Annotated in this window: 28 protein-coding genes; 10 read left to right on the plus strand and 18 right to left on the minus strand. The window is 70.4% G+C overall.

The annotated features are described in order from the left end of the window. Positions 1–344: 344 nt before the first annotated feature. Positions 345–1,013, minus strand: coding sequence for a DNA-3-methyladenine glycosylase (locus ACZ4WQ_RS00005; RefSeq protein WP_398370463.1), 669 nt, complete (start codon positions 1,011–1,013; stop codon positions 345–347). A gap of 168 nt (positions 1,014–1,181) precedes the next feature. Here ACZ4WQ_RS00005 and ACZ4WQ_RS00010 point away from each other — a divergent pair, with 168 nt between their 5' ends. Then, complete coding sequence (locus tag ACZ4WQ_RS00010) at positions 1,182–1,964, plus strand: sporulation protein (protein WP_311730864.1); 783 nt, start codon at positions 1,182–1,184, stop codon at positions 1,962–1,964. Between the two features lie 109 nt (positions 1,965–2,073). Here ACZ4WQ_RS00010 and ACZ4WQ_RS00015 read toward each other — a convergent pair whose 3' ends face one another. After that, positions 2,074–2,388, minus strand: a complete 315-nt coding sequence (locus ACZ4WQ_RS00015; RefSeq protein ID WP_311730863.1) for a barstar family protein — start codon at positions 2,386–2,388, stop codon at positions 2,074–2,076. Positions 2,389–2,472: 84 nt separating this feature from the next. Between ACZ4WQ_RS00015 and ACZ4WQ_RS00020 the strand changes: the two genes are divergently transcribed. Both ACZ4WQ_RS00020 and ACZ4WQ_RS00025 read left to right on the plus strand, forming a co-directional pair. Beyond that, positions 2,473–3,012 (plus strand): YbhB/YbcL family Raf kinase inhibitor-like protein, encoded by a 540-nt coding sequence (locus ACZ4WQ_RS00020; RefSeq protein ID WP_398370460.1) that lies wholly within the window; start codon positions 2,473–2,475, stop codon positions 3,010–3,012. A 156-nt stretch (positions 3,013–3,168) separates the two neighbouring features. Beyond that, positions 3,169–3,672, plus strand: a complete 504-nt coding sequence (locus tag ACZ4WQ_RS00025; RefSeq protein ID WP_311730861.1) for an HNH endonuclease — start codon at positions 3,169–3,171, stop codon at positions 3,670–3,672. Between the two features lie 101 nt (positions 3,673–3,773). Here ACZ4WQ_RS00025 and ACZ4WQ_RS00030 read toward each other — a convergent pair whose 3' ends face one another. From ACZ4WQ_RS00030 to ACZ4WQ_RS00040, 3 genes are all read right to left on the minus strand, one after another. Further along, on the minus strand, positions 3,774–4,730 hold the full coding sequence (locus tag ACZ4WQ_RS00030) for an SPFH domain-containing protein (RefSeq protein ID WP_311730860.1): 957 nt from the start codon (positions 4,728–4,730) through the stop codon (positions 3,774–3,776). A 205-nt stretch (positions 4,731–4,935) separates the two neighbouring features. Beyond that, entirely contained in the window at positions 4,936–5,361 is a 426-nt protein-coding gene (locus ACZ4WQ_RS00035) for an NfeD family protein (protein ID WP_311730859.1), read from the minus strand. Between the two features lie 95 nt (positions 5,362–5,456). After that, positions 5,457–6,248: an ABC transporter ATP-binding protein gene (locus tag ACZ4WQ_RS00040; protein ID WP_311730858.1), complete on the minus strand. Its 792-nt coding sequence runs from the start codon at positions 6,246–6,248 to the stop codon at positions 5,457–5,459. 110 nt (positions 6,249–6,358) lie between these two features. On the opposite strand from ACZ4WQ_RS00040, the gene ACZ4WQ_RS00045 reads away from it, so the two are divergent. After that, entirely contained in the window at positions 6,359–7,162 is an 804-nt protein-coding gene (locus ACZ4WQ_RS00045; RefSeq protein WP_311730857.1) for a hypothetical protein, read from the plus strand. A gap of 79 nt (positions 7,163–7,241) precedes the next feature. Here ACZ4WQ_RS00045 and ACZ4WQ_RS00050 read toward each other — a convergent pair whose 3' ends face one another. The 3 genes from ACZ4WQ_RS00050 to ACZ4WQ_RS00060 form a co-directional block, all read right to left on the minus strand. Further along, entirely contained in the window at positions 7,242–7,484 is a 243-nt protein-coding gene (locus tag ACZ4WQ_RS00050; RefSeq protein ID WP_311730856.1) for a chaplin, read from the minus strand. A gap of 209 nt (positions 7,485–7,693) precedes the next feature. Next, the gene (locus ACZ4WQ_RS00055; RefSeq protein WP_358848856.1) at positions 7,694–8,344 is read right to left on the minus strand and encodes a response regulator transcription factor; all 651 of its coding nucleotides are present in this window, start codon (positions 8,342–8,344) and stop codon (positions 7,694–7,696) included. Then, positions 8,337–9,494 (minus strand): GAF domain-containing sensor histidine kinase, encoded by a 1,158-nt coding sequence (locus ACZ4WQ_RS00060; RefSeq protein ID WP_361193629.1) that lies wholly within the window; start codon positions 9,492–9,494, stop codon positions 8,337–8,339. The genes ACZ4WQ_RS00055 and ACZ4WQ_RS00060 overlap by 8 nt, the downstream gene beginning before the upstream one ends. A gap of 447 nt (positions 9,495–9,941) precedes the next feature. Between ACZ4WQ_RS00060 and ACZ4WQ_RS00065 the strand changes: the two genes are divergently transcribed. Beyond that, complete coding sequence (locus tag ACZ4WQ_RS00065) at positions 9,942–10,733, plus strand: transglycosylase SLT domain-containing protein (protein ID WP_311730853.1); 792 nt, start codon at positions 9,942–9,944, stop codon at positions 10,731–10,733. Between the two features lie 117 nt (positions 10,734–10,850). On the opposite strand, the gene ACZ4WQ_RS00070 is transcribed toward ACZ4WQ_RS00065, so the two are convergent. Continuing rightward, positions 10,851–13,517 (minus strand): ABC transporter ATP-binding protein/permease, encoded by a 2,667-nt coding sequence (locus ACZ4WQ_RS00070; protein WP_385350712.1) that lies wholly within the window; start codon positions 13,515–13,517, stop codon positions 10,851–10,853. 286 nt (positions 13,518–13,803) lie between these two features. On the opposite strand from ACZ4WQ_RS00070, the gene ACZ4WQ_RS00075 reads away from it, so the two are divergent. Together ACZ4WQ_RS00075 and serB are read left to right on the plus strand one after the other, a co-directional pair. Then, positions 13,804–15,171: a streptophobe family protein gene (locus ACZ4WQ_RS00075; RefSeq protein WP_398370454.1), complete on the plus strand. Its 1,368-nt coding sequence runs from the start codon at positions 13,804–13,806 to the stop codon at positions 15,169–15,171. A gap of 100 nt (positions 15,172–15,271) precedes the next feature. Continuing rightward, complete coding sequence (serB, locus tag ACZ4WQ_RS00080; protein ID WP_358848861.1) at positions 15,272–16,525, plus strand: phosphoserine phosphatase SerB; 1,254 nt, start codon at positions 15,272–15,274, stop codon at positions 16,523–16,525. A gap of 67 nt (positions 16,526–16,592) precedes the next feature. Here serB and ACZ4WQ_RS00085 read toward each other — a convergent pair whose 3' ends face one another. The 4 genes from ACZ4WQ_RS00085 to ACZ4WQ_RS00100 all read right to left on the minus strand — a co-directional run bounded on the left by ACZ4WQ_RS00085 (position 16,593) and on the right by ACZ4WQ_RS00100 (position 19,227). Further along, positions 16,593–17,111 (minus strand): SixA phosphatase family protein, encoded by a 519-nt coding sequence (locus tag ACZ4WQ_RS00085; RefSeq protein WP_311730901.1) that lies wholly within the window; start codon positions 17,109–17,111, stop codon positions 16,593–16,595. A gap of 233 nt (positions 17,112–17,344) precedes the next feature. Next, positions 17,345–17,530 (minus strand): hypothetical protein, encoded by a 186-nt coding sequence (locus ACZ4WQ_RS00090; RefSeq protein WP_358848863.1) that lies wholly within the window; start codon positions 17,528–17,530, stop codon positions 17,345–17,347. 196 nt (positions 17,531–17,726) lie between these two features. Next, entirely contained in the window at positions 17,727–17,843 is a 117-nt protein-coding gene (locus ACZ4WQ_RS00095; RefSeq protein ID WP_311730899.1) for an SGM_5486 family transporter-associated protein, read from the minus strand. A gap of 34 nt (positions 17,844–17,877) precedes the next feature. Next, entirely contained in the window at positions 17,878–19,227 is a 1,350-nt protein-coding gene (locus tag ACZ4WQ_RS00100) for a CynX/NimT family MFS transporter (protein WP_398370449.1), read from the minus strand. A gap of 115 nt (positions 19,228–19,342) precedes the next feature. Here ACZ4WQ_RS00100 and ACZ4WQ_RS00105 point away from each other — a divergent pair, with 115 nt between their 5' ends. Next, positions 19,343–20,050, plus strand: a complete 708-nt coding sequence (locus ACZ4WQ_RS00105; protein WP_311730897.1) for a FadR/GntR family transcriptional regulator — start codon at positions 19,343–19,345, stop codon at positions 20,048–20,050. 48 nt (positions 20,051–20,098) lie between these two features. On the opposite strand, the gene ACZ4WQ_RS00110 is transcribed toward ACZ4WQ_RS00105, so the two are convergent. From ACZ4WQ_RS00110 to ACZ4WQ_RS00125, 4 genes are all read right to left on the minus strand, one after another. After that, complete coding sequence (locus tag ACZ4WQ_RS00110) at positions 20,099–20,431, minus strand: hypothetical protein (RefSeq protein WP_311730896.1); 333 nt, start codon at positions 20,429–20,431, stop codon at positions 20,099–20,101. Positions 20,432–20,631: 200 nt separating this feature from the next. Further along, the gene (gene fabI, locus ACZ4WQ_RS00115; protein ID WP_311730895.1) at positions 20,632–21,402 is read right to left on the minus strand and encodes an enoyl-ACP reductase FabI; all 771 of its coding nucleotides are present in this window, start codon (positions 21,400–21,402) and stop codon (positions 20,632–20,634) included. Positions 21,403–21,407: 5 nt separating this feature from the next. Next, a complete protein-coding gene (gene fabG / locus ACZ4WQ_RS00120; protein ID WP_311730894.1) occupies positions 21,408–22,112 on the minus strand; it encodes a 3-oxoacyl-[acyl-carrier-protein] reductase in 705 nt (234 codons plus the stop codon). A 187-nt stretch (positions 22,113–22,299) separates the two neighbouring features. Further along, positions 22,300–22,716: an ATP-binding protein gene (locus ACZ4WQ_RS00125; protein ID WP_311730893.1), complete on the minus strand. Its 417-nt coding sequence runs from the start codon at positions 22,714–22,716 to the stop codon at positions 22,300–22,302. Between the two features lie 196 nt (positions 22,717–22,912). Between ACZ4WQ_RS00125 and ACZ4WQ_RS00130 the strand changes: the two genes are divergently transcribed. Beyond that, positions 22,913–23,743 (plus strand): helix-turn-helix domain-containing protein, encoded by an 831-nt coding sequence (locus ACZ4WQ_RS00130; RefSeq protein WP_398370443.1) that lies wholly within the window; start codon positions 22,913–22,915, stop codon positions 23,741–23,743. Next, positions 23,740–23,940: a DUF397 domain-containing protein gene (locus ACZ4WQ_RS00135; RefSeq protein ID WP_398370441.1), complete on the plus strand. Its 201-nt coding sequence runs from the start codon at positions 23,740–23,742 to the stop codon at positions 23,938–23,940. The genes ACZ4WQ_RS00130 and ACZ4WQ_RS00135 overlap by 4 nt, the downstream gene beginning before the upstream one ends. Positions 23,941–23,954: 14 nt before the next feature. On the opposite strand, the gene ACZ4WQ_RS00140 is transcribed toward ACZ4WQ_RS00135, so the two are convergent. Beyond that, positions 23,955–24,506, minus strand: coding sequence for a GNAT family N-acetyltransferase (locus ACZ4WQ_RS00140; protein ID WP_468021875.1), 552 nt, complete (start codon positions 24,504–24,506; stop codon positions 23,955–23,957). Positions 24,507–24,558 lie beyond the last annotated feature (52 nt).

The following is a 24,558-nucleotide window of genomic DNA, read 5'->3' on the forward strand; positions in this document are numbered from 1 at the left end:
CGATCAACCGGAACCGGCCGACCGTACGGGGTATCAACATATCTGGCGTTGACTTTTGGCACGCTGTTGAGTTCTCAAGGAACGGACGCTTCCTTTGAAACCGTTTCACCGGTTTCTCCGGGCGCTTCCCTTCGCTGTGTCCACTACTTTAGCTGATTTCCCGCCCGGCTCCTAATCGAGCCTTTGGATCGAATTTCCGCGCAGCGGAAATAGACCCTGTTCGGGGATCATCGGTAGTGGTTGGCCGCCTGTGGATCGGGGTGTTGTGACCCGACCGAGGTCGTGTCGACAGCAGTGCCCGTCTCAAGCGGCTCGGGCTACGTTAGGCGTCGGGGTGCCCGGAGTCAAGTTCCGTCTGACGGCGCGTCGGATGAGCGGCGGCGGGGGGTGTGGGCCCGGTACGGGCTCACCGTTGGGTCGCCGTCGATCCAGAAGCGCCATGGATGGGTGGCGCCTTCGCCGCCGACGCCCGTGCGCGGGCCGCTCAGCACCTGGTCGGCCGGGGCGGGGGCGCCGGTGAGTATCTCCATCGGGCTCCGGGGGCCGGCGCAGACGTCGACGCCGTTCAGGTGGCGGTCGATGCCGAGAGCCGTGGCCAGGCGCGCCGGCCCCTTGGCCAGCTCGCGATCGTTGCGGGCGGTCGGGCGGTGTTTGTGGGCCCGCTCATGGCCGCTGAGGATCTCCCCGGCCCGCAACAGCACCCCACTGGCCGAGCCTGCCGGGCCGCACACCAGATTCATGCAGTGCCACATGCCGTAGGTGAAGTAGACATACGCATGGCCTGGGGGCCCGAACATGACGGCGTTGCGCTCCGTGCGGCCCCGGTAGGCGTGCGACCCGGGGTCTGCCGGGCCCGCGTACGCCTCGACCTCGGTCAGGCGCAGCTCGATCGGTCCGTCCGGTGTGTGGGTGTGGCGGACGAGGATGCGCCCTAGGAGGTCAGGTGCCACCTCCAGGACGGAACGGTCGAAGAACCGGCGGGGCAGCGGCGTACGGTCGGGTGCTGCGATCACGCGGCCCGAGCGTAGTGCAAGCGATATGAACGGGCGGTTGGAGCAGGGCCGCTCCGCTGACAGGGTGGGCCGGGCGGAACCGCTTCCGGCCGTTTCGCGTTCCTAGGGTTCAACAGTGGTCGTCGTGCGATCAGAACGAGACGCAGGCGCGTCCTTGAGAGGGAGAACATGGGCTTCAAGAAGCTGCTCGCGAGTCTGGGTGCCGGTGGCGCTTCGGTGGAGACGGTGCTGACGGAGGAGAACGTCGTTCCCGGCGGCATCGTCCAGGGCGAGGTCCGGATCCAGGGCGGCTCCGTGGCGCAGCAGATCGAGGGGCTGACGGTCGGTCTTCAGGCGCGGGTCGAGGTGGAGAGCAACGACCAGGAGTACAAGCAGGACGTCGAGTTCACCAGGCAGCAGCTGGGCGGCGCCTTCGAGGTGCAGCCGGGTGCGGTGCACGCGGTGCAGTTCGGTCTTGAGATCCCCTGGGAGACGCCGATCACGACGTTCCTGGGCCAGCACCTCACCGGAATGAACGTGGGTGTGACCACGGAGCTCCAGATCGCGCGCGCCGTGGACTCGGGTGACCTGGACCCGGTGAATGTGCACCCGATCCCCGCGCAGCAGGCGATTCTCGACGCCTTCGGCCAGCTCGGTTTCCGGTTCAAGAGCGCCGACCTGGAGCGCGGGCACATCCGCGGGACGCGGCAGCGGCTGCCGTTCTACCAGGAGATCGAGTTCTACGCGCCGCAGCAGTACCGCGGGCTCAACCAGGTCGAGCTGACCTTCATCGCGGACGACCGCGAGATGGATGTCGTCCTGGAGATGGACAAGAAGCCGGGTCTGTTCACCGAGGGCAGCGACTCCTACCGGTCGTTCACCGTCAACCTGGCGTCCTTCCACGACACCGACTGGGCCGGGTACCTGAACCAGTGGCTCTCCGAGGTCGGCGGGAAGCGCAACTGGTTCTGACCGCGGCCGGTCCGGGCCGCCTCAGGTCCATGACCGCTTCGGTTCCCGCGCGGGGCGCGCACCGTGTTTCTTTTGGTGCGCGCCCCGCGCGCTGTCACCCGCCTGCCCGTCACTCGTAGTGCACGGTCAGCGGGGTTCCGCGGCCGGCCCAGTGCTCGGTGGCCTCGGTGAACACCTCGGCCGCCGTCGCCGCGGCCTCGGGGGCGGCCGTACGGAACGCCTCCCAGCCGTGGACGCGCAGCACAAAGCCCTCCCCCTGCGGGCCCCACCAGGACAGGTCGTGGAGGCAGTCGGCGAGCGCGTCCCAGTTGTGGCCGAACCACTCGGGGAAGCCGAGGTCGCGGGCGCAGCGGTCGAGGAAGCCCGCCTTGTCCCGGACCTCGTCCAGGTGCAGCGAGGCGGTGTGCCGTGTCGGTCCGGTCATGGGGGCATGGTGTCAGCCCGGGCCGTGGTGGTCTCGTTAGGCTGGCCGCCGATACGACCAGCCCGAGCAGCAGGAGGTTCCGACGTGTCCGACCAGAACCGGCGCCCGCTCCCCCATGACTTCCACCCGCCGGTGCCGTCGTTCACCGTGGTGAGCGATGACGTCGAACCCGGGGGCACCCTCAAGTCCGCCCAGGTGTACGCCGAGGGGAACGCCTCGCCGCAGCTGCGCTGGGAGGGGTTCCCCGCGGAGACCAAGAGCTTCGCCGTCACCTGCTACGACCCGGACGCGCCGACGGGCAGCGGGTTCTGGCACTGGGTGTTGTTCGACATCCCGGCGGACGTCACCGAGTTGCCGGCCGATGCGGGCGGCAACAGCTTCGAGGGGCTGCCCGAGGGCGCGGTGCATGCCCGGAACGACTACGGCTCGCGCGACTTCGGCGGGGCCGCGCCGCCGCCCGGGGACGGTTCGCACCGCTATGTGTTCACCGTCTACGCGGTGGACACGGAGAAGCTGGGCCCGGACGCCGATGCCTCGCCCGCGGTCGTCGGCTTCAATCTGCGCTTCCACACGCTGGCGCGCGCCCAGCTGATCGGCGAGTACGAGAACCCGGCCGCCGGCTGACGCTTCCAGTCGGCTTCCAGCTGATCGATCGGGCCCGCCCTCGGGCCTTGTCCGAGGCCTAAATTGCGTTGTCCTCGGCGTCGCTCCCGGCGAAAGATGTATCCCGGCCCGCCCGTCCGTGCGGGCCGGGGTTGGCCGGATGCGGAGGTGGTCGGGATGCGCGAGACGCTGGTTTTGAACGCAAGCTTCGAGCCGCTGTCGGCGGTGTCGCTGCGCCGCGCGGTGGTGCTCGTCCTTCAGAACAAGGCCGTCATCGAACACGCCCACCCCGGAATGCGGGTGCGTGCCGCGGACGTCGATCTGCCCGTGCCGCTGGTGATCCGGCTGTGCCGGTACGTACGCGTGCCGTTCCGAAGACGCGCTCCGTGGTCGCGGCGCGGTGTGCTGGTACGGGACCGGCACCGGTGCGCCTACTGCGGCCGTCGGGCGACGACCGTCGACCATGTGGTGCCGCGGTCGCACGGCGGTGGGGACACCTGGCTCAATACGGTGGCCTCCTGCGCGGAGGACAACCACCGCAAGGCGGACCGGACTCCGGAGCAGGCCGGGATGCGGCTGCTGAGCACGCCGTTCGAGCCGACGCCGTCGGATGCGCTGCTGCTGGCGCTGGGCGCGGCGGAGCGCGATGGTCTGCCGGAGTGGCTGGCGCTCCCCGCCTGATGACCGGGTGGCCCGGCCCCTGATACGTACGAACCCCCCGCGCATGTCTCAAGCGCGGGGGGTTCGTATGTGTCAGAGGACCGGACTTCGGGCGACCGGCGTCAGTCGATCCTGGGCTGTTCGCGGCGCGGGGCGGCCTCCTTGCCCGTGGCGGCCGGGGCGCCGCCGCCGTTGCCGCCCCCCATCGGGCCGAAGTTGCCGATGGCCCCGCCGAGTCCCTTGAGGGCGTCGCCGATCTCGCTGGGCACGATCCAGAGCTTGTTGGCGTCGCCCTCGGCGATCTTCGGCAGCATCTGGAGGTACTGGTACGAGAGCAGCTTCTGGTCCGGGTCTCCGGCGTGGATGGACTCGAAGACCGTACGGATCGCCTGCGCCTCGCCCTCGGCGCGCAGCGCGGCTGCCTTGGCGTCACCCTCGGCCCGCAGGATCGAGGACTGCTTCTCACCTTCGGCGCGCAGGATCTCGGACTGCCGGACACCTTCGGCCTGGAGGATCGCGGCGCGCTTGTCACGGTCGGCGCGCATCTGCTTCTCCATCGAGTCCTGGATGGAGGTCGGCGGCTCGATCGCCTTGAGCTCGACGCGGTTGACGCGGATGCCCCACTTGCCGGTGGCCTCGTCGAGCACTCCGCGCAGCGCCGCGTTGATCTCCTCGCGGGAGGTCAGGGTGCGCTCCAGGTCCATGCCGCCGATGATGTTCCGCAGGGTGGTGACGGTCAGCTGCTCGATCGCCTGGATGTAGCTGGCGACCTCGTAGGTGGCGGCGCGGGCGTCGGTCACCTGGTAGTAGATGACGGTGTCGATGTTCACCACCAGGTTGTCCTGGGTGATCACCGGCTGCGGCGGGAACGGCACGACCTGTTCCCGCAGGTCGACGCGGTTGCGGATCGAGTCGATGAACGGCACGACGATGTTGAGGCCCGCGTTCAGCGTGCGGGTGTAGCGGCCGAAGCGCTCGACGATGGCGGCGCTCGCCTGGGGGATGACCTGGATCGTCTTGATGAGTGCGATGAAGACGAGCACCACCAGGATGATCAGGACGATGATGATCGGTTCCACAGCGGCTTCCCCGTGCCCTTCATGCTTCCGGTTGATCCGTGATGATCAGGTCTGGTCGTCGATCTCGACGTCGATCTTGATGTCGATGTCGATCTCGGTCTGAGTTTGTCAGATCTGAGGGCCAGTTGGCAGCCGGGCCGTCCAGTGCTGGTATCCGGCTCGTATCGGCGTATGACGGCTCGGTGGTTCACATGGCCTCCGTGGTTCACATGACCACAGCCGTGGCGCCGTCGATGTCCACGACGTCGACCTGCTGGCCCGGTTCGTAGGCCTGGTCCGGGTCGAGCGCGCGGGCCGACCACACTTCGCCGGCGAGTTTGATCCGTCCGCCGCCGCTTTCGTCCACGCGCTCGAGGACGACGGCCTGGCGGCCCTTCAGCGCCTCCACCCCGCTGACCAGCTCGGGCCGCTGAGTGCGGCTGCGGACCGCGATCGGCCGGACGACGGCGACCAGGGCGACGGAGACCACGGAGAAGACCACGACCTGGAACACCGCGCCGCCGCCGAGCGCATCGGTGATCGCGGCGGCGACGGCACCGACCGCGACCATGCCGAATTCCGGCATCGCGGTCAGCACGAGCGGAATGCCCAGCCCTACGGCGGCGACCAGCCACCACACCCAAGGATCCACAAGGTCATGGTAGTTCTCGGGATGTGTCCGGGAACAGAGCGCGGATCACCCACCGGGAGCGCTTCGGTAAATCGAGACCTGAAAGAAAGGGGGGCTCAGCTCAGCGGCAGACCCTGGGCCGTCCAGCGGTCGCCGTTGCGCTCCACGACCAGCGGGAGTCCGAAGCAGTGCGAGAGGTTGCGGGAGGTCAGCTCGGTCTCGACCGGGCCGGCGGCCAGCACCTTGCCCTGGCGGATCATCAGGACGTGGGTGAAGCCGGGGGCGATCTCCTCCACATGATGTGTCACCATGATCATCGAGGGGGCGAGCGGGTCGCGGGCGAGCCGGCCCAGGCGCCGTACGAGGTCCTCGCGGCCGCCGAGGTCCAGGCCGGCCGCGGGCTCGTCGAGGAGCAGCAGCTCGGGGTCGGTCATCATGGCCCGGGCGATGAGGGTGCGCTTGCGCTCGCCCTCGGAGAGGGTGCCGAACTTCCGGTCGAGGTGGTCGGTCATGCCGAGGCGGTCCAGGAACGCGCGGGCGCGCTGCTCGTCGACGGCCTCGTAGTCCTCGTGCCAGTGGGCGGTCATGCCGTACGCGGCGGTGAGCACGGTCTGGAGCACGGTCTGGCGGCGGGGCAGCTTGTCGGCCATGGCGATGCCGGCCATGCCGATGCGGGGGCGCAGTTCGAAGACGTCGACCGCGCCGAGCTGCTCGCTGAGGATCCGGACGGTCCCGGTGCTCGGGAAGAGATAGCTCGAGGCCACATTGAGCAGGGTGGTCTTGCCGGCACCGTTGGGCCCGAGGATCACCCAGCGCTCCCCCTCTTTGATCGACCAGGAGACCTCGTCCACCAGAGCCCGACCATCGCGGACCACGGATACGTCCACCAGCTCCAGAACATCGCTCATGAGCGCGTTGTCTCCCATTGCAGTCTCGAGTGTCGCGTGCGCCTGTAGGCGCCGCCCCCAGAGGAAAACCTACGCCACGTATTGTCAGCGCCAGTCCTTAGGCTGGTGGCATGCTCGATGAACCGCGCTCAGGGCGCCTTGCCGCCTGGGGAAATGCCCTTCTCGCCGGACTTGTCTCCCCGGATGAGGCCGCGCATCGCATCGCGGCCGACGACGTTTCGCACCGCGTGGCCGATTTGCCGGGGGAAACCGCCCCGGTCGGGCTGACGCTCGCGCTCGGGCGGCTGCGGGCGCTCGGGGCCAAGGGGCTGCGGGTGGCACTGCCGATAGCGGGGCATCCGCTGGGGCTCTGCGGCCCGCCCGAGTTCAACGCGCGGGCGCTGGACGCGGGCGAGGCGGTGATCGTCACGGGGGTGGCGGTGGGCCTGGTGCCGGAGGTGTTCCAGGCAGGGCCCGAGGGCGATGTGCATGTCGAGGTGGTGTGGCACTCCCTGCCGGTGCGGGAGGCGCCGCCGGCCGATGTGCCGTCGCTGGGCGAGGCCGAGCGGGAGCTGGCGGAGGCGCTGCGCGATGCCACCGAGGTGCTGTCGCGGCTGAATGTCGCCGGGGCGGGCCCGGCCGCGCAGGCGGCCCTGGAGGCGTACCGGGCGCGGGCGGGGCGGGGGCGCGAGGTGCTCGCGCCGGGCTATCCGCCGCGGGCGCTGCGGGTGTTGGAGCTGGCCCAGCGGGTGGGCGCGCTGGTCGAGATCGCGCATGGGCCGGGCGCGGCGGCCGGGGAGCACGGCGCGGCGGTGAGCGCGTCGGAGATCGCGGCGCGGGCCGAGGCGCTGCGGCCGGTGGAGCGTACGGCGCGGCGGGCGCAGGTGGCGGCGTACAACGCGTATGTGGAGGAGCTGGAGCGCGGCGGGTCCTGAGGCCCGCCCGGGCGCGGCGACACCCCGGCGGCCGGACCGCCGGGGTGTCGGGATGTCGAGGTGCCCGCGAGGGCGATGCTCAGCGGTTGCCGCAGGGGGTGCCGAGGAACTCGTTCAGCACCCCGACGGCGCTGACGGTGTTGTTGCAGGCGTTGACGGGGACGTACGCGGGCACCTGGGCGTGGTTGCCGGCGACGACGCCAGGGGAGTCCACGGCCTGGCCGTGAGCCTGGGGGCCTTCGGCCGAGGCGGCACCGGCCCCCGCGATGGCGAGGCCGCCCGCCGCGATGGTGACGGCCGCGAACTTCTTGATGCTCTTCACTTGATAAGACCCTTCTCACGCAACACCGCGGCGGTCCGCCGCGGCCGCCTTGGAGAACGGCTCGAGGCGGGCTCGGTTGCGCTGTCCGGGGGACATACACACGACGGTATGAATCTCGGCTCGACCGACCGCACTCCCGTATCACCAACAGATCGCCGCTTAGTGCGACAATCCAGGCAATCCACCCCTTCGCCCGAGCCCGCCTCGGCCTAGGCCCCGATCCCGTGGCGCACGGCCCACAGCGCCGCCTGGGTCCGGTCGGCGAGGTCCAGCTTCATCAGAATGTTGGACACATGGGTCTTCACGGTCTTTTCGGACAGGACCAGCGCGCGGGCGATCTCCCGGTTGGACCGGCCGTCCGCGATCAGCGCCAGCACCTCGCGCTCCCGCTCGGTGAGCGTGCCGCCCCGCCCATGGCCGCCGCCCGTCTCCTCCTGGGAGAGCAGCGCCAGGGCCACCTCGGGCTGAAGCAGCACATGCCCGGCGTGTACGGACCTGATGGCGCCCGCGAGGGCCTCGGGGTCCACGTCCTTGTAGACATATCCGGCCGCGCCCGCACGCAGGGCGGGGACGACGGTGCGCTGCTCGGTGAAGCTGGTGACGACCAGCACCCGGGCGGGGTTGTCGAGGCCGCGCAGCCGGCGCAGCGCCTCGACGCCGTCGGTGCCGGGCATCTTCACATCCATCAGGATCACATCGGGCCGCAGCTCCTCGGCGCGGGCCACGCCCTCCTCGCCGTCGGCCGCCTCCCCCACCACCTCGATGTCGTCCTGCACCTCCAGGAACGTCCGGAGCCCGCGCCGCACCACTTGGTGGTCGTCCACGAGCAACACCCGGATCCCTCGGACCGGCTCAGCCACCGGGCACCTCCATTTCGATCACGGTGCCCTTTCCGGGCTCCGACTCCACGGTCAGACGGCCGCCCACGCCGCTCGCCCGGTCGCGCATCGAGACCAGGCCCAGATGGCGCCCCGCCCGCCGGACGGCCGACGGGTCGAAGCCCCCGCCGTCGTCGGCCACGCGGAGCAGCACGCCCTGGCCGTGGCGGGACAGGGTGACCTCGACCCGTTCGGCGTCCGCGTGGCGCAGCGCGTTGTGCAGGGCCTCCTGCGCCACCCGCAGCAGCGCCTCGTCCTGGGCCGCGGGCAGCGCCCGGACGCCGCGGGCGGCGAAGGTGACGCGGGCGCTGTGGGCGCGGTCCAGGACCCGTATCTGGGTGCGCAGGGTGGCGACGAGGCCGTCCTCGTCGAGGGCGGCCGGGCGCAGCTCGACGACGGCGGAGCGCAGCTCGTCGGCCGCCTCGGCGGCGAGGGCGGCTATCTGCTGGAGCTCGCCCTTGGCCCGGGCGGGGTCGCGGTCCACGAGCGCGGCGGCGGCCTGGGCGGTCAGCCGCAGCGAGAAGAGCTTCTGGGAGACGGCGTCGTGCAGCTCATGGGCGAGCCGGGCCCGCTCTCCGGCGATGGTGAGCTCGCGGCTGCGCTCGTAGAGCCGGGCGTTGGTGAGGGCGATGGCGGCGTGCTGGGCGAGGATGCCCAGCAGCTCCTCGTCCTTCACGGTGAATCCGCAGCTTCCGCTGGGCTTGGGGCAGCGCTTGTTGGCCAGGAAGAGCGCGCCGAGGACTTCGTCGTCATCCGCGATCGGAAGTCCGATGAAGTCAGACATTTCGGGGTGCGCGTCGGGCCAGCCCTCGAAGCGCGGATCCCGGCGGACATCGGCGAGCCGCTGCGGGGTGGCATCCCGCAGCATCGCGGCCAGGATGCCGTGCTGGCGAGGCAGCGGGCCGATGGCCTTCCACTGCTCGTCACTGACCCCATCTACTACGAACTGGGCAAAGCCCCCGTGGTCGTCCGGAACACCCAGCGCCGCATACTCCGCATCAAGCAGCTCACGAGCGGACACAACGATCGTCTTTAGGACATCGCGGACTTCCAGGTGTCTGCTCATGGCGAGCAGCGCACCGCTCACATTGGCCAGGCCCGCCCCTGCCCCGCCACCGCGTCCCTTTGTCATGAGCCTCACCGTACCGGCGGACTCGACTCGGGCATATCGGCCGGTCGACGCCACTCCTCGGGACCAAAGCCCTAGTCCCGAGGAGGGAGGGAATCGCTTTGGAACGGCGCGTCGCGCTGCCCCTGAATGGCGACCACAGTATGTATTTGCTCAGGCACATCACGCGATACGGAAGCCTCGGTGTTGTGACCCCTGACACAGGACCTGAATCACGTACGACCACGAATAGTGGACGTTTGAAAGCAGTCGTGAGCGGGGAAGACGGCCGCTCGGACAGGCGGGAGCGGCCCAGGTGTCCACTAAGCAGGGTCGTATGTCACACCTTTGCCACAACATTTTGCGGACGCTAAGAATTTCCCAGTCGCATCGCGCCGTAGCTCAGAACACGGCGTTCACGAGCGCCGTTTTGGCCTGCGACACGAGCGATTGGAAGAGGTTTAGTCCGCCATGCCTGTCCCCCGCATTCCCGGTTACAGCCGTCTGACCAAGACTCACAAGTTCTCCGCCGCCGGCATCGCCGCCGCGGGCGCCGCCGCCCTCGCGTTCGCCGTCGTCCCGGGCCAGTCCGATGGCCACACGACCGCCACCAAGGAACTGCCCGCCAAACCCGTGGCCTGGAGCAAGCAGGTCGTCAACCACGAGGCCCAGCACGAGAGCCTCGTCAAGCAGTCCGAGCTCGCCTCGCAGCAGGCGAAGGAGGAGGCCGCGAAGAAGAAGGCGGCCGAGGAAGCGGCGGAGAAGAAGGCCGCTGAGGAAGCCGCCAAGAAGAAGGCCGCCGAGGAAGCGGCGAAGAAGAAGGCGGCCGAGGAGGCCGCCGCCAAGAAGGCCGCCGAGGAGAAGGCCGCCAAGGAGAAGGCGGACAAGGAGCGGGCCGCCAAGGAGGCCGCGAGCCGCGCCGCCGCCCGCAAGCCGGTCTACGCGAACAACCTCGACGGCTGGATCAAGGAGTCGCTCGCGGTCATGAAGGAGAAGGGCATCCCGGGCAGCTACAACGGGATCTACCGGAACCTCATGCGGGAGTCGAGCGGCAACCCGCGCGCCATCAACCTGTGGGACATCAACGCCAAGAACGGCATTCCCTCGAAGGGCCTGCTCCAGGTCATAGACCCGACCTTCAAGGCCTACCACGTCGACGGCACCTCCTGGGACATCTACGACCCGGTCGCCAACATCACCGCCGCGTGCAACTACGCGTACCACCGCTACGGCTCGATGGACAACGTCAACGGCCCGTACTAAACCGGATTATCCGGCTGAATCGGCCGAACCGGACGCCTGACACGCCGAAGGGCGGCGGCACCCTCACGTTGCGAGGGGTGCCGCCGCCCTTCCGTGTTGCGGGCGTGAGGCGTTCCGCTACTTGCGCATGACCTCCGGCTCGTGGCGGCGCAGCAGCCGGGCGACCAGGACGGCGCAGATGACGCCGAGCGCGAGCAGCACCAGGACGTCGATGGTCCACTGCGACGCGGCGTGCTCCCACAGGGGGTCGGTGTCATTGGGCTTCTTGCGGTCCCAGGGCGCCATCATGTGGCCGGGGCCGGGACCGAGGTCCAGGGTCGCTCCGGCCGCGCCGACCGCCCAGCGGGACGGCATCAGATAGGCGAACTGCTCGATGCCCGGCGATCCGTAGATCTTGAACAGGATGCCGGTGAAGACGACCTGGACGATCGCGAACATGACCAGCAGCGGCATGGTCTTCTCGGCGGTCTTCACCAGCGCGGAGATCACCAGGCCGACCATCATCGAGGTGAAGCCGATCGCGATGATGGCCAGGCACAGCTCGAGGGCCGGGGGCATGATCAGGCCCTCCTCCGGCAGCTCGCGGGTCGAGAACCCGATGGCGCAGATGATCACGGCCTGGAAGGCGGTGATCACGCCGAGCACGATCACCTTCGACATCAGATAGGCCGAGCGGGACAGGCCGACCGCCCGTTCCCGTTCGTAGATCACCCGCTCCTTGATCAGTTCTCGTACGGAGTTGGCCGCGCCGGAGAAGCACATGCCGACCACGAGGATCAGCATGATGGTGCCCGAGTCCTGGTTGAACTGGCCCTTCGGCGCCTTGGTGAGGCCGAAGTCCGAGGGGATCACGATGCTCACCGCGCCGAGGACGGCGGGCAGGATCACCATCAGCCCCAGGAAGCCCTTGTCCGAGGCGATCACCGAGGTGTAGCGGCGCATCAGGGTCCACAGCTGGGAGCCCCAGCTCTGCGGCTTCTGCACACGCGCCGGGGGCGGCTGGACGTGTACGGACTGCGGGGCGACGGCGTCGAGGTCCGCGGCGTACATCTGGTAGTGCTGTGAACCGCGCCAGCGGCCCGCCCAGTCGTAGTCGCGGTAGTTCTCGAAGGCGGAGAAGACATCCGCCCAGGTCTCGTACCCGAAGAAGTTGAGCGCCTCCTCGGGCGGGCCGAAGTAGGCGACCGAGCCGCCCGGCGCCATGACCAGCAGCTTGTCGCAGAGCGCCAGCTCGGCCACCGAGTGGGTGACGACCAGCACGGTGCGGCCGTCGTCGGCGAGGCCGCGCAGCAGCTGCATCACATCGCGGTCCATGCCCGGGTCGAGGCCGGAGGTCGGCTCGTCCAGGAAGATCAGCGACGGCTTGGTGAGCAGCTCCAGCGCCACGGAGACGCGCTTGCGCTGGCCGCCGGAGAGCGAGGTGACCTTCTTGTCGGCGTGTATGTCCAGCTTGAGCTCGCGCAGCACCTCGCCGATCCGGGCCTCGCGCTCGGCCTCGGCGGTGTCGCCGGGGAACCGGAGCTTGGCGGCGTAGCGCAGCGCCTTACGGACGGACAGCTCCTTGTGCAGGATGTCGTCCTGCGGAACCAGACCGATGCGCTGGCGCAGCTCGGCGAACTGCTTGTAGAGGTTCCGGTTGTCGTAGAGGACATCGCCCTGGTTGGCCGGGCGGTAGCCGGTGAGCGCCTTGAGCAGGGTGGACTTGCCGGAACCGGACGGGCCGATGACCGCGACCAGCGACTTCTCGGGGACGCCGAAGGAGACGTCCTTGAGGATCTGCTTGCCGCCGTCGACCGTCACCGTCAGATGGCGGGCCGAGAAGGACACCGCACCGGTGTCGACGAACTCCTCGAGGCGGTCGCCGACGAGCCGGAAGGTGGAGTGACCGACACCGACGATGTCGCTCGGGCCGATGATCTGCTGGCGGACCGGCTGACCGTTGACGTACGTGCCGTTGTGGCTGCCGAGGTCGCGGATCTCGAAGCGGCCGTCGGGCAGGGCCCGGAACTCCGCGTGGTTGCGGGAGACCTGGAGGTCGGAGACGACCAGCTCGTTCTCCAGGGCACGACCGATGCGCATCACCCGGCCGACGGCCAGCTGGTGGAAGGTGGTCGGGCTGCGGTCGCCCTGGGCCGGCGGGGCCCCGGCGCCGGCGCCGGGGACTTTCTGCGCCGGGTACTGGGCCGGGCTCTGCTGCGGGGCGTGCGCCTGCGGGGCCGGCTGCTGGGGAGCCTGGTGCTGAGGAGCCTGCTGCTGCGGTACGAAGGGCTGCTGCTGGTGGGGCGGCTGCTGCGGCCCGCCCTGCGGCTGTGGCCACCCCTGGGGCTGCGGCTGCTGCTGGCCGGCCTGGGGCCAGGCGGGGCCGCCGGGCTGCTGCTGGTACGGAGGCTGCTGGTGGGGCGCCTGCGGCGGCGCGGCCATCGCCTGCGGCGCGCTGTAGGCGCCCGCGGCGACCCCGGGAGCGCCGACCGCGCCCGCCGCCCCGCCGGAGAGGGTCAGCCGGGGACCGTCGGTGGCGTTCCCGAGATGGACGGCCGATCCCGCACCGATCTCCATCTGCTGGACCCGCTGGCCCTGCACATAAGTGCCGTTGGTACTGCCGTGGTCCTCGATGACCCAACTGCGCCCGCCCCAGCGCACGGTGGCGTGCCGCCAGGACACCCTGGCGTCGTCCAGCACCATGTCGCCCTGCGGATCACGTCCGAGGCTATATGACCTGGATGGATCAAGTGTCCAGGTCTGTCCGTTCAATTCCAGTACAAGTTCCGGCACTCCACGCCCCACTACTTGTCCCCCGATAGATCCCCTGTGCGGGGAGTCTAGGGATGTCGAACATCGTGAGGAACTATTTCAGGCTCAGTCACAGAACCGGAAGTCGGGCATTGGCAGGACCGCCCGGGGGCGGCGTTGACTCATCCGAAAGGCCCCCGGAAAGTGGTGAGAGCCCATCGATGGGACAGATCATGGATCACCCGGGCAACTCATCACGATCGGGGGGACCGACGCCATGGGTGCGAGCGGTGGAGGGCGAGCGCGCCCGGGAGAGGTGTTGCTCGCCGCGGTGGCCGCGGTGAGCTGGGCATTTCTGGCCATGGCCGGCGTCGCCGCGCTCGGGCTGCACCTGGTCGGCGCGGACGGGGCGGGCGCGCTCGGCCCCATGACAGCGGCCGCGGTGGTGCTCGCGGTCGGCGGCTCCGTCATCCCGTCCGGGGATGTGGAGGCGTTCGGACTCCAGGGCGCCCAGGCCCATTCGGCCATCGACGTGGTGTCGCTGGGCATCGGCCTGGTGGGCGCGCTGCTGCTGGGCTGGGTGTTCGTACGGTCGCTGCGCGGGGCCGGCGCGGTGATCGGCGGGGCCGAACTGGCCGCGCGGGCAGGGGCGGTGGCCCTGCTCTTCCTGCTGGTGCTCGCCGGGCTCACGTGGGTGGGCAACGATACCGTCACAATCGACGCCGCCTCGCTCGGCCTGAAGGGCAAACCGGAACAGGAGGGACTGCTCGGTAAACTCCCGGGCGAGCTGGGCGATATCGCGGACATCGGCAGCGGGCTGCTGCCGGACCGGATCCAGCGGCTCATCGACGCCAAGGCGGCGGTCGGGTTCACCGTCGAGGCGGGGCGCTCCGTGCTGGGCGGCGCGGTCTGGGTCGTCGCGGTGCTGCTCATCGCGGTGCTGGTGGCGCGCCGCGCGCCGATGCCGCGCGGGCTCGAGGCGGCGCACCGCACCGTCCGGCCGGCCGCCTCCGCGCTGTACGGGGTGCTGGTGCTCGCGGTCGGGGCGGGTCTCGCGGCGGCGCTGTACGCGGCGATCGGCGACGACCACCCCCGCCTGGTCCTCGGGTCGGCGCTGCTCGGCGCGCCGAACGGGGTGTGGCTCGGGGTGCCACTGGGGCTGTTCGTGCCCTGGCACGGCGGGGCGAGCGGGGCGCTGGTGCGGGTGCTGCCCGATCCGCTCGACAAGCTGCTGGCCGACGAGAAGGACGAGCCGATCACGGTGGCGCGCCTCGCGGAGCTGGACGGCCGGGTGTGGCTGCTGGCGGTGGCCTGTGTGCTGATGATCCTGGCGGCCGGGGTGCTGACCGCGGTCCGTACGCCCGTCGGCCGGACCTCGCGGGCGGGTTTTGTGGGACGGTGCGCGCTGTGGCTGGGGATCGTCACGGCGCTCACGCTGCCGCTGCTGGTCCGGCTGACGGGAGTGTCCGCCGGGGCGAGCCTGTCGGTGCTGGGCTTCGACGCCTTCGGCGCCGGGATCGAGCTGTACGGCAACGGCCCGGCGGCGCTGGCGCTGGGCGCCGGGTGGGGCGCGGCGGCGGGGGCCGCCGGGGCGCTGGCGGCCTGGGCCACGGGGGCCGCGGGCGGGCAGGCTTCCCGGTTCGCGCTCGACTCGGCGCGCGGGTCGGCTCACGGGTCGGCGCCCGGGTCGCGACTCAACGGCGCATGACGGCCCGGCTACAGCGAAATGAACGTTTTGTACCGTACAGCCGTCCGTAGCGCGGACTGCCGCGCGATCGTCCCGAGTGGGCGGATACGGTGGGAAGACCATGAGCACATCGCAGATCCCCCCTGCCACCGCCGTCCCGGACGACGATGTCCCCACTCTCCTCGTCAAGATCTTCGGCAAGGACCGCCCCGGCATCACCGCCGGGCTCTGCGACACCCTCGCCGCCTACGGCGTGAACATAGTCGACATAGAGCAGGTGGTCACGCGCGGCCGCATCGTGCTCTGCGTGCTGGTGACCGCGCCCACCGGCGGCTGGACCTCCGAGGGTGACCTGCGGGCGACCGTGCACAGCTGGGCCGACTCGATGCGGCTTCAGGCCGAGATCATCTCCGGGCGGGGCGACAACCGCCCCCGTGGCACGGGCCGGTCCCATGTCACCGTGCTGGGCCATCCGCTGACCGCCGAGTCGACGGCGCGGATCGCGGCCAGCATCACCGGCAGCGGCGGCAACATCGACCGGATCTTCCGGCTCGCGAAGTACCCCGTGACGGCCGTGGAGTTCGAGGTGTCCGGCACCGAGACGAGCGCGCTGCGCACCGCGCTGGTCACCGAGGCCGCCGGGATCGGCGTGGACGTGGCCGTGGTGGCGTCGGGTCTCCAGCGCCGGGCGCAGCGCCTGGTGGTCATGGACGTGGACTCCACCCTGATCCAGGACGAGGTGATCGAGCTCTTCGCGGCGCACGCGGGGTGCGAGGCGGAGGTCGCCGAGGTCACGGCGCGGGCCATGCGCGGTGAGCTGGACTTCGAGCAGTCGCTGCACGCGCGGGTCGCGCTGCTGGCGGGGATCGACGAGTCCGTGGTGGACAAGGTGCGCGCGGAGGTGCGGCTCACGCCCGGCGCCCGCACCCTGATCCGTACGCTCAAGCGCCTCGGCTACCAGGTCGGCGTGGTCTCCGGCGGCTTCACGCAGGTGACCGACGACCTCAAGGAGCGGCTGGGCCTGGACTTCGCCTCCGCCAACACCCTGGAGGTGGTGGACGGCAAGCTGACCGGGCGCGTGGTCGGGGAGGTCGTGGACCGGGCGGGCAAGGCGCGGCTGCTGAGGCGCTTCGCGGCCGAGGCCGGGGTGCCGCTGGTGCAGACCGTCGCGATCGGGGACGGGGCCAACGACCTGGACATGCTCAACGCGGCCGGGCTCGGGGTCGCGTTCAACGCCAAGCCGGTGGTGCGGGAGGCCGCGCACACCGCCGTGAACGTGCCGTTCCTGGACACCGTGCTGTATCTGCTGGGGATCACCCGCGAAGAGGTGGAGGCGGCGGACACGGTCGGCGGAGACGACCGAGCCGACGGCTGAGCGAAGGCGTCACAGTACGGGTCGGGCCCGGGCGGCAAGGCTGCCCGGGCCCGACCGTTCGTGATCATCACTCGTGGGGCGCCCAGAAGAAGCTGAGGCGGCCGACGCCGTGCTCCACCGACTTCCAGGACCCGGTGAAGGTCACCACCGCGACGGCGGAGGTCGGGAATCCGCTCCGGGACATCCGCTCCCGCGTGCCCTCCTCGGCCTCGCCCGCGAGCGCGTCCGCCAGGGCGTGCATGCCGGGGTTGTGGCCGACCAGCAGCAGATCGCTCACGTCGTCGGACGTCTCGTTGAGCAGGGCGATGAGCTCGCCGAGCGAGGCCTCGTACAGCCGCTCCTCGTAGACGGTCTTCGGCCGCTGCGGCAGCTCGTGCACCACGAGCTTCCAGGTCTCCCGCGTGCGGACGGCGGTGGAGCAGAGGGTGAGGTCCGGGCTGATCCCGGCTTCGGCGAGCCGGCGGCCGGCCAGCGGGGCGTCTTTGCGGCCGCGCTCCGCGAGCGGCCGGTCATGGTCGGATACCTGGGGCCAGTCGGCCTTGGCGTGTCGGAGAAGGACGATCCTGCGGGGCACATCGACGCTCATGTATCCCAGCTTCGCATGAAACCGGGTGCCTGGCGCAGGGTGTTGAAGCGGACCTCGTCCTCAGGTGAGTAAGACCGTCCGGTAGTAGGGAGCGCGGGTGAAGGAGGCGGCGCCGCCCAGGCCCGCCAGGGCCGAGGGGGAGGGTCGAGGGCCGAGTCTGGGAGCGCGACGCCGCGGGCCCTACTGCCGGACGGTCTGAGGACGGGGCGGACGGGCACGGCGGCGGCGAGGTGTCACGGCTGATGCGTGAGGGCGCCCCGCACCAGCTCGAAGACGCACGAGAGCGTCCCGGAGCCGCCCGCTGCGCGGGCGTCGGCGGAGCCCGCGAGCAGCAGGAGGGCGGTGAAGGCCAGCGTCGGGAGCGCGAGTGCCCACCATGGCAGCCGGCTGTCCATGCTGCACTCTTCACGCTCGGACATGGGGATCGCCTCCGGGGTGCGAACGGGTGCGTGACCGGCGGCCGGCGACGGACGCCGGGCCATCGGCCACCGCAGTTCTTCCGACGCGTACGAATCTACGGAGCGGCGGGGGCCGGTCCCATCCGGTGAACCACCCAGTTGCCCCTGACCCTGGCCCCCTAAGGGATGGTGGGGTTTACTACACCCTGCTGCGCCCTCAGGGCGAGGCGATGGTCGCGATCACGCCGATGACCACGGTGATGCCGAGCATCACGCCCAGGATGATGAGCAGCTTCTTCTGGCCGTTCGGCGGGTTCTCGTCGAGCACTGGCATGGCCCAAGTGTCCCATCGCCCCGCCGCCGCCCCGTCACCGCCCCGCGGTCGGCGCCGCCCCGGTGTCGATCTCGTCCTCGACGGTACGGTCGCGCCCCGCGAGGAGACCGGCGGCGATCTGCGGCACCATCAGCCCGGCCATCAGCGCGATGGGCAGGTCCCAGCCGCCGCTGTGCTGGTAGAGCGCGCCGACCAGCAGCGGCCCGGGGATGGACAGCAGATAGCCGGTGCTCTGGGCGAAGGCGGACAGCCGCACCACACCCGCGTGGGTCCTGGCCCGCATGCCGATCATCGTCAGGGCGAGCGGGAAGGAGCAGTTGGAGACGCCGAGCAGCACCGCCCACACCCAGGCCCCCTGGGCCGGGGCGAGCCACAGCCCGGCGTACCCGGCGAGCCCGAAGGACCCCAGGACCGCCACCAGCGGGCCCTGGCTGCGCAGCCTGGCCGCGAGCGGGGGCAGGACGAACGACAGCGGCACGCCCATCACCATGGTGACCGCGAGCAGCAGGCCCGCGGTGGAGGCGGAGACCCCGGCGTCCCGGAAGACCTGCGGCATCCAGCCCATGGTGATGTAGGCGGCGGTGGCCTGGAGGCCGAAGAAGACGGCCAGCGCCCAGGCGGTGCGGCTCTTGGTGATCCGGGTCCGGGCAGCCTTGGAAGAGGGGACGGCCGCCGGCATACGGTCGCGGCCACGGTCGCCGTCGCCGCCCCGGTGGCGGGCGAGCATCGGCCAGGGCAGCACGGCGACGGCCGCGAGCGCCGCCCACACTCCGAGCCCGGCCCGCCAGCCGCCGCCCAGGGCGTCGGTCATGGGGACCGTGACGGCGGCCGCGACGGCCGTGCCCAGCGACAGGGCCATCGAGTAGACGCCGGTCATCGGCCCCACCCGGTCGGGGAACCAGTGCTTGACGATCACCGGCATGAGGACGTTGCCCACGGCTATCCCGGCGAGCGTGAGCGCGCTGGCGGCGAGGAAGGCGGCGGTCCCGCCCACCAGGGGGCGTATGGCCAGGCCCGCGGTGATGGCGGCGAGCCCGGCGCACACGACGGCGCCCGGCCCCCAGCGGCGGGCCAGCCGGGGCGCGGCGATGCCGAACAGGGCGAAGCAGGCCGCGGGCATCGAGGTGAGCAGCCCGGCGACGGTGCCGCTCATGCCCAGGTCGGCCCGTACCTCTTCGAGGAGCGGGCCGAGGCTGGTGACGGCGGGGCGGAGGTTGACCGCGGCGAGGACCAGGCCGAGGACCACCAGACGCCGCCGCCACCGGGCGGTGGCGGGTTGCGACACGCCGCGCTCGGGCTCGGGTGCGCCGCGCTCGGGCTCCGGTGCGCCCTGCTGTCGTCCCGGGGCGGCGATGTCGGGAGTCGCGAGATTGTGGTCGGCCATGCCCGTCATCATAGAATGATGGGATGAATGGCTGTCCAGTGGTTTGCAACCACCCGATGACAGGCGGACGGCATCATGGGAACACCCGTTTCCCCGGCTCAGGCACAGGAGAGTCATGCCGCTGACCTCGCCCCGGCGCTCCGCGCTCGCCGACCAGGTGATCGCCCAACTACGCGCCCAGATCACATCGGGCGAGTGGCCCGTGGGGTCCCGGATCCCCACCGAGCCCGAGCTGGTCGAGCAGCTGGGGGTGGCCCGCAACACCGTACGCGAGGCGGTGCGCGCGCTGGCGCACAACGGCCTGCTGGACATCCGGCAGGGCTCCGGCACCTATGTGCTGGCGACCAGCGAGCTGGCCGGGGTGATGCACCGCCGCTTCGCGGACGCCGACCCGCTGCACGTCGCCGAGTTGCGCAGCGCCCTGGAGACGAAGGCGGCGCGGCTGGCCGCGGAGCGCCGTACCGAGCAGGACCTCAAGCAGATCGACGCCCTGCTGGACCGGCGCGAGCGGGCCTGGGCCTCCGGGGACGCCATGGCCTTCGTCGAGGCCGACGCCACGCTGCACATGGCCGTCGTCGCGGCCTCGCACAACGAGGTGCTGGCGGAGCTGTACGCCGACCTGGGCGGGGTGGTCCGGCAGTTCCTGCACGGGGACGTGGAGGGCGGGCTGCGGCCCGAGGTGCATGTGGACCACGCGCGGCTGGTGGAGGCGATCCGGGACGGGGACGGGGAGCGGGCCGCGGCCGAGGCGAGCACCCACCCCTTCAGCTGCCGCTACGCCGACCGGTCGGGCCGGTCGGGCCGGGCCCGAACCACCGGCTGACCACGGCTGACCACCGGCTGACCACCGCCTGCTCAACGGGCCGGCCGATCAGCGGTGGCTCACCCAAGCCTTCCGTATCTCCTTCCAGCAGCGCTCCGCGAGCCGTACGTGCTGGGCGGGGCCGACCTCGATGGGCCGGCTGTCCATGTCCGGGTCCCACCAGCGCGCGCACTCGACATGCAGCTGGACCCGGTCCGCGTCCGGGTTGGGGTTGAAGCAGCTGGCCGTGGCGTGCGAGCCGCGCACCCAGGTGCTGCACGCCGCCTCGCGGGGCCGGGGGCGCTCCTGGGCGGCCGAGTTCGAGGCGTTCGACGCGACGGCGATGAAGCCGACCACGGCCGCGACCAGTACTGCGGCCGCGACGCAACGGGACGTACGCATGGCAGGACCTCCTCGACCGTGCTGAACCGCCGCGCCTCAAGCCGCCGCACCCGATACTCACTCCACAGTGCGCGTGACACCGCCCGGTGCGCTCGGCGCACTGGCCCGAACGGGCGAACGGCCCGCCGCCCCGGCCCCGCGGAGCGCGGGAGCCGGGGCGGCGGGCCGAAAAAGGCGGAGCGGGGTGCGGGCAGGCGGGCTCAGGCGCCCATCATGTGCACACCGCCGTCGACGTGCACGATCTCGCCCGTGGTGCGCGGGAACCAGTCCGACAGCAGGGCGACGACGCCACGGCCGGCCGGCTCCGGGTCGCTCAGGTCCCAGCCGATGGGCGCGCGGTGGTTCCACACATCGGCCAGGTCCTCGAAGCCCGGGATGGACTTCGCGGCCATGGACTTGAGGGGACCCGCGGAGACCAGGTTGCAGCGGACGTTCTTCTCGCCCAGGTCGCGGGCGAGGTAGCGGCTGGTGGACTCCAGCGCCGCCTTGGCCACGCCCATCCAGTCGTACTTCGGCCAGGCGAACTGTGCGTCGAAGGTCAGGCCGACGATCGAGCCGCCCCGCGGCATGACCGGCAGGCAGGCCATGGTCAGCGCCTTGAGGGAGTACGCCGAGACATGCACGGCGGTGGACACGTCCTCCCAGGAGCCCTCCAGGAAGTTGAACGCGCCCTGCGGGCCGAAGGCGATGGAGTGCACCACGCCGTCGAGGTCGACACCCTCGCCGAGGTGCTCGCGCACCTTGCCGGCCAGCCCGTCCAGGTGCTCCTGGTTCTGCACATCCAGCTCGATGACCGGCGCGGGCTTGGGCAGCCGCTTGGCGATCCGCTCGACGAGGGAGAGCCGGCCGAAGCCGGTGAGGATGACCTCGGCGCCCTCGTCCTGGGCGAGCCTGGCGGCGTGGAAGGCGATGGAGGCCTCGGTGAGGACGCCCGTGACCAGGATGCGCTTACCGGCGAGAATTCCACTCATGACGTTCAGTGACCCATGCCCAATCCGCCGTCGACAGGGATGACGGCTCCAGTGATGTACGCGGCCTCGTCGGAGGCCAGGAAGCGAACCGAGGCCGCGATCTCCTCGGGCTGCGCGTAACGCGCGAGCGGCACCTGCTTGACGTATGCCTCCCGCTGCTTCTCGTCGAGCGCGCGGGTCATGTCGGTGTCGACGAAACCGGGCGCGACCACGTTGACCGTGATGTTGCGGGAGCCCAGCTCACGGGCGAGGGAGCGGGCGAAGCCCACCAGGCCGGCCTTGGACGCGGCGTAATTCGCCTGGCCCGCGGAACCCAGCAGACCGACCACGGACGAGATCAGCACGATACGCCCCTTGCGGGCGCGCAGCATGCCGCGGTTGGCCCGCTTGACGACACGGAACGTGCCGGTGAGGTTCGTGTCGAGGACGGTGGAGAAGTCCTCCTCCGTCATCCGCATCAGCAGCTGGTCGCGGGTGATGCCGGCGTTGGCCACCAGCACCTCGACCGGGCCGTGCTTCTCCTCGATCTCCTTGTACGCCTGCTCGACCTGCTCGGGCTCGGTGATGTCGCACTTGACCGCGAGAAAGCCGGCCGGCGGCTCACCGGACCGGTAGGTGATGGCGACCTTGTCGCCTGCGTCGGCGAAGGCGCGGGCGACGGCGAGGCCGATGCCGCGGTTTCCTCCGGTGACGAGAACCGAGCGGCTCAAGGGACCACCCTCTCTGTTGGATGTCGTGCCGGGCGTCACTATGTGTGGCAACCCTTGTGTACGCAAACTATCGGGCAAAGGCCCGGTGCGGGGAATCGAGCACGCACAGGGGCGCCACCCGGTCACTGTCGACTTCCTACAGAAGCCCCCCAGAAGCCTCATGACGGGCCGCTTCTGCGTTCGCCTGTCATTCCACGGCGTACTCGCACCACACCGTCTTGCCGACGGTGCGATCCGTCACCCCCCATTTGGACGCGAGCGCGTCCACGAGCATCAGCCCGCGTCCGTGCTCCTCCTGGTGGGCCACGGCCGCAGTGGTGTGATCGCGGAGCTCAGGGCGCCGCTCGCCCCGGGCGTCGGACACCTCGATACGGGCGGTGATCGGGGTCCGACGCGCTCCGGGCGCGGGCTGGACGGTGAGGCGGAAGTGGAAGTTCCGGCCGGGCACATGTCCATGGCTCACCGCATTCGCCGTGAGCTCGCCCGCGAGCAGGGCGATGCCGTACGAGGCGTCGCTGTCCCGCGGAATGCCCCATTCCTCCAACCGGCGGACCACGAGCCGCCGGGCGAGCCGTGCGCCATGCCGGGAGGAAGTGAAGAACATCTCGAACGTGCCGAGCGTATTACCAGGGGGATTTTCGCCATTCACGTCACCGAGCGTGGCGAAGCGTGCATAGCCTGACCAGACAGCTCGCGAGTACCCAGGGTCGCCGTACGGGCACGGAAAGTGCCCGTACGGGAGTGGTGCCGTGACGCGGGTGGGGAGACATGACGTTCTTGCGCACGGGAGGTGGCGGGACATGGCAGATACGGAGCGGCCGGGGCAGGACGAGTACGGGGCGGACTTCCTCAAGTTCCTGGGCAAGCAGGTGAAGCTCTTCCGCGAGCGGGCGGGGCTCACGCAGGCGCAGCTGGGTGAGGCCATCGGGTACAGCGAGGAGCAGGTGTCCTCGGTGGAGCAGGGGCGGCGGGTGCCACAGCCGGAGTTCCTGGACGCGGCGGACGACGTGCTGAACGCGTTCGGGGTGCTGCGGGCGGCGAAGGAGGAGGTGTCCAAGGCGCGGCTTCCGGCGTTCTTTCGTGGGGCGGCGAGGCTGGAGGCGCAGGCGACGGAGTTCCACGCGTATGAGTGCCTGGTGGTCAACGGGTTGCTCCAGACCGAGGACTACGCCCGCGCCGTACTCAACATGCAGCGGCCGTTGCTGGAGGAGGAGACGGTCGAGCAGCGGGTCGCCGCCCGGCTAGCCCGACAGGAACTCCTCAATCGTCGCCCTTCACCCATCATGAGCTTTGTGACCGAAGAGGCGGTGCTACGTCGCCCCTACGGCAGCGCAGAGGTGCTGCGTGGGCAGTTGGAACGACTGCTGCACATCGGGCAAATGCGAAACGTGGAGCTCCAGGTCATGCCCACAGCCCTGGAGGATCATGCTGGAACGGCTGGCCCCTTTGCCTTGCTGGAACCACAAGGGCGGCAGACCATGGCCTACGTTGAGGCCCAGAACGTCAGCAGGCTGATCGCGGACCGAAAATCGGTCCGTGAGATCGAGCAACGTTACGGCATCATCAGGGCACAGGCTCTCAGGCCCCGAGAGTCACTGGAGTTCATCGAGAAGCTGCGGGGAGAACTATGAACAGCAAAACCGAGCTGGTGTGGATCAAGAGCAGCTACAGCAGCAGCGAGGGAGGCATGTGCGTCGAGGTGGCCACGGGCCCGACCGCCATCCGCATACGGGACTCGAAGCACGCGCAGGGACCGCAACTCGCTTTCCACATACGTGAGTGGGGCGCGTTCATCGGCAGCCTCAGCGCCGGGGAGTTCGACGCGTAGAAACCGACAGCGCGTCAGCGCAGCTCGCCTTCCAGCAGCCCCATTGTGAACATGTCGTACCACTGGCCATCGCGTCGGAACTCCTGACGCAGCCTGCCTTCGTCAACAAAGCCGATCTTCTGGTAGACGCGATGAGCGGCAAGGTTCTCGGTGACGACGGTCAGCGTGATCTTGTGCAGCCGCATCTTGTCGAAGCCGTAGCGGCATATCGTCCGCATCGCGTCGGTGCCGTAGCCGCGCCCCCAGTACTCCTTCTCACCGAGGTAGATGTCGAGCTCGGCCCTGCCCGCTTCCGGCTCGGCATCGCGCAGTCGGACCAAGCCGATGAGCTTTGCGTCAGTGAGGACTTCGACTCCGTAGAGCACCTCGCCGTAGGCATTGCGCGGCCGTTCCTCCAACCGCTTCCTCACCTGGGACAGCGGCTGGGCGTAGCCATCGCTCATCCATCGCATGACGTCGGGGTCATGGTTCCACCGCCACAGCGCCTCGGCGTCCGACGGCTCCATCGGCCGTAGCCGGATCAGGTCTCCAAGCACGCTGCCCGGCCTGCCTTTCGATGTCTTCACGATCCCCGTTCGCGGACCCGCCGCCAGTGGTAACACGGGCTCAGCCCGCACT

It is taken from the genome of Streptomyces sp. NPDC028305, from assembly GCF_055569495.1.

Coding starts and splice junctions, on each gene's coding strand:
- ACZ4WQ_RS00010 (WP_311730864.1), top strand. CDS start 1,182: ATGGGCTTCAAGAAGCTGCTCGCGAGTCTGGGTGCCGGTGGCGCTTCG.
- ACZ4WQ_RS00015 (WP_311730863.1), bottom strand. CDS start 2,388: ATGACCGGACCGACACGGCACACCGCCTCGCTGCACCTGGACGAGGTC.
- ACZ4WQ_RS00025 (WP_311730861.1), top strand. CDS start 3,169: ATGCGCGAGACGCTGGTTTTGAACGCAAGCTTCGAGCCGCTGTCGGCG.
- ACZ4WQ_RS00040 (WP_311730858.1), bottom strand. CDS start 6,248: ATGAGCGATGTTCTGGAGCTGGTGGACGTATCCGTGGTCCGCGATGGT.
- ACZ4WQ_RS00045 (WP_311730857.1), top strand. CDS start 6,359: ATGCTCGATGAACCGCGCTCAGGGCGCCTTGCCGCCTGGGGAAATGCC.
- ACZ4WQ_RS00060 (WP_361193629.1), bottom strand. CDS start 9,494: ATGACAAAGGGACGCGGTGGCGGGGCAGGGGCGGGCCTGGCCAATGTG.
- ACZ4WQ_RS00065 (WP_311730853.1), top strand. CDS start 9,942: ATGCCTGTCCCCCGCATTCCCGGTTACAGCCGTCTGACCAAGACTCAC.
- serB (WP_358848861.1), top strand. CDS start 15,272: ATGAGCACATCGCAGATCCCCCCTGCCACCGCCGTCCCGGACGACGAT.
- ACZ4WQ_RS00085 (WP_311730901.1), bottom strand. CDS start 17,111: ATGAGCGTCGATGTGCCCCGCAGGATCGTCCTTCTCCGACACGCCAAG.
- ACZ4WQ_RS00090 (WP_358848863.1), bottom strand. CDS start 17,530: ATGTCCGAGCGTGAAGAGTGCAGCATGGACAGCCGGCTGCCATGGTGG.
- ACZ4WQ_RS00095 (WP_311730899.1), bottom strand. CDS start 17,843: ATGCCAGTGCTCGACGAGAACCCGCCGAACGGCCAGAAGAAGCTGCTC.
- ACZ4WQ_RS00100 (WP_398370449.1), bottom strand. CDS start 19,227: ATGGCCGACCACAATCTCGCGACTCCCGACATCGCCGCCCCGGGACGA.
- ACZ4WQ_RS00105 (WP_311730897.1), top strand. CDS start 19,343: ATGCCGCTGACCTCGCCCCGGCGCTCCGCGCTCGCCGACCAGGTGATC.
- ACZ4WQ_RS00110 (WP_311730896.1), bottom strand. CDS start 20,431: ATGCGTACGTCCCGTTGCGTCGCGGCCGCAGTACTGGTCGCGGCCGTG.
- fabI (WP_311730895.1), bottom strand. CDS start 21,402: ATGAGTGGAATTCTCGCCGGTAAGCGCATCCTGGTCACGGGCGTCCTC.
- ACZ4WQ_RS00125 (WP_311730893.1), bottom strand. CDS start 22,716: ATGTTCTTCACTTCCTCCCGGCATGGCGCACGGCTCGCCCGGCGGCTC.
- ACZ4WQ_RS00130 (WP_398370443.1), top strand. CDS start 22,913: ATGGCAGATACGGAGCGGCCGGGGCAGGACGAGTACGGGGCGGACTTC.
- ACZ4WQ_RS00135 (WP_398370441.1), top strand. CDS start 23,740: ATGAACAGCAAAACCGAGCTGGTGTGGATCAAGAGCAGCTACAGCAGC.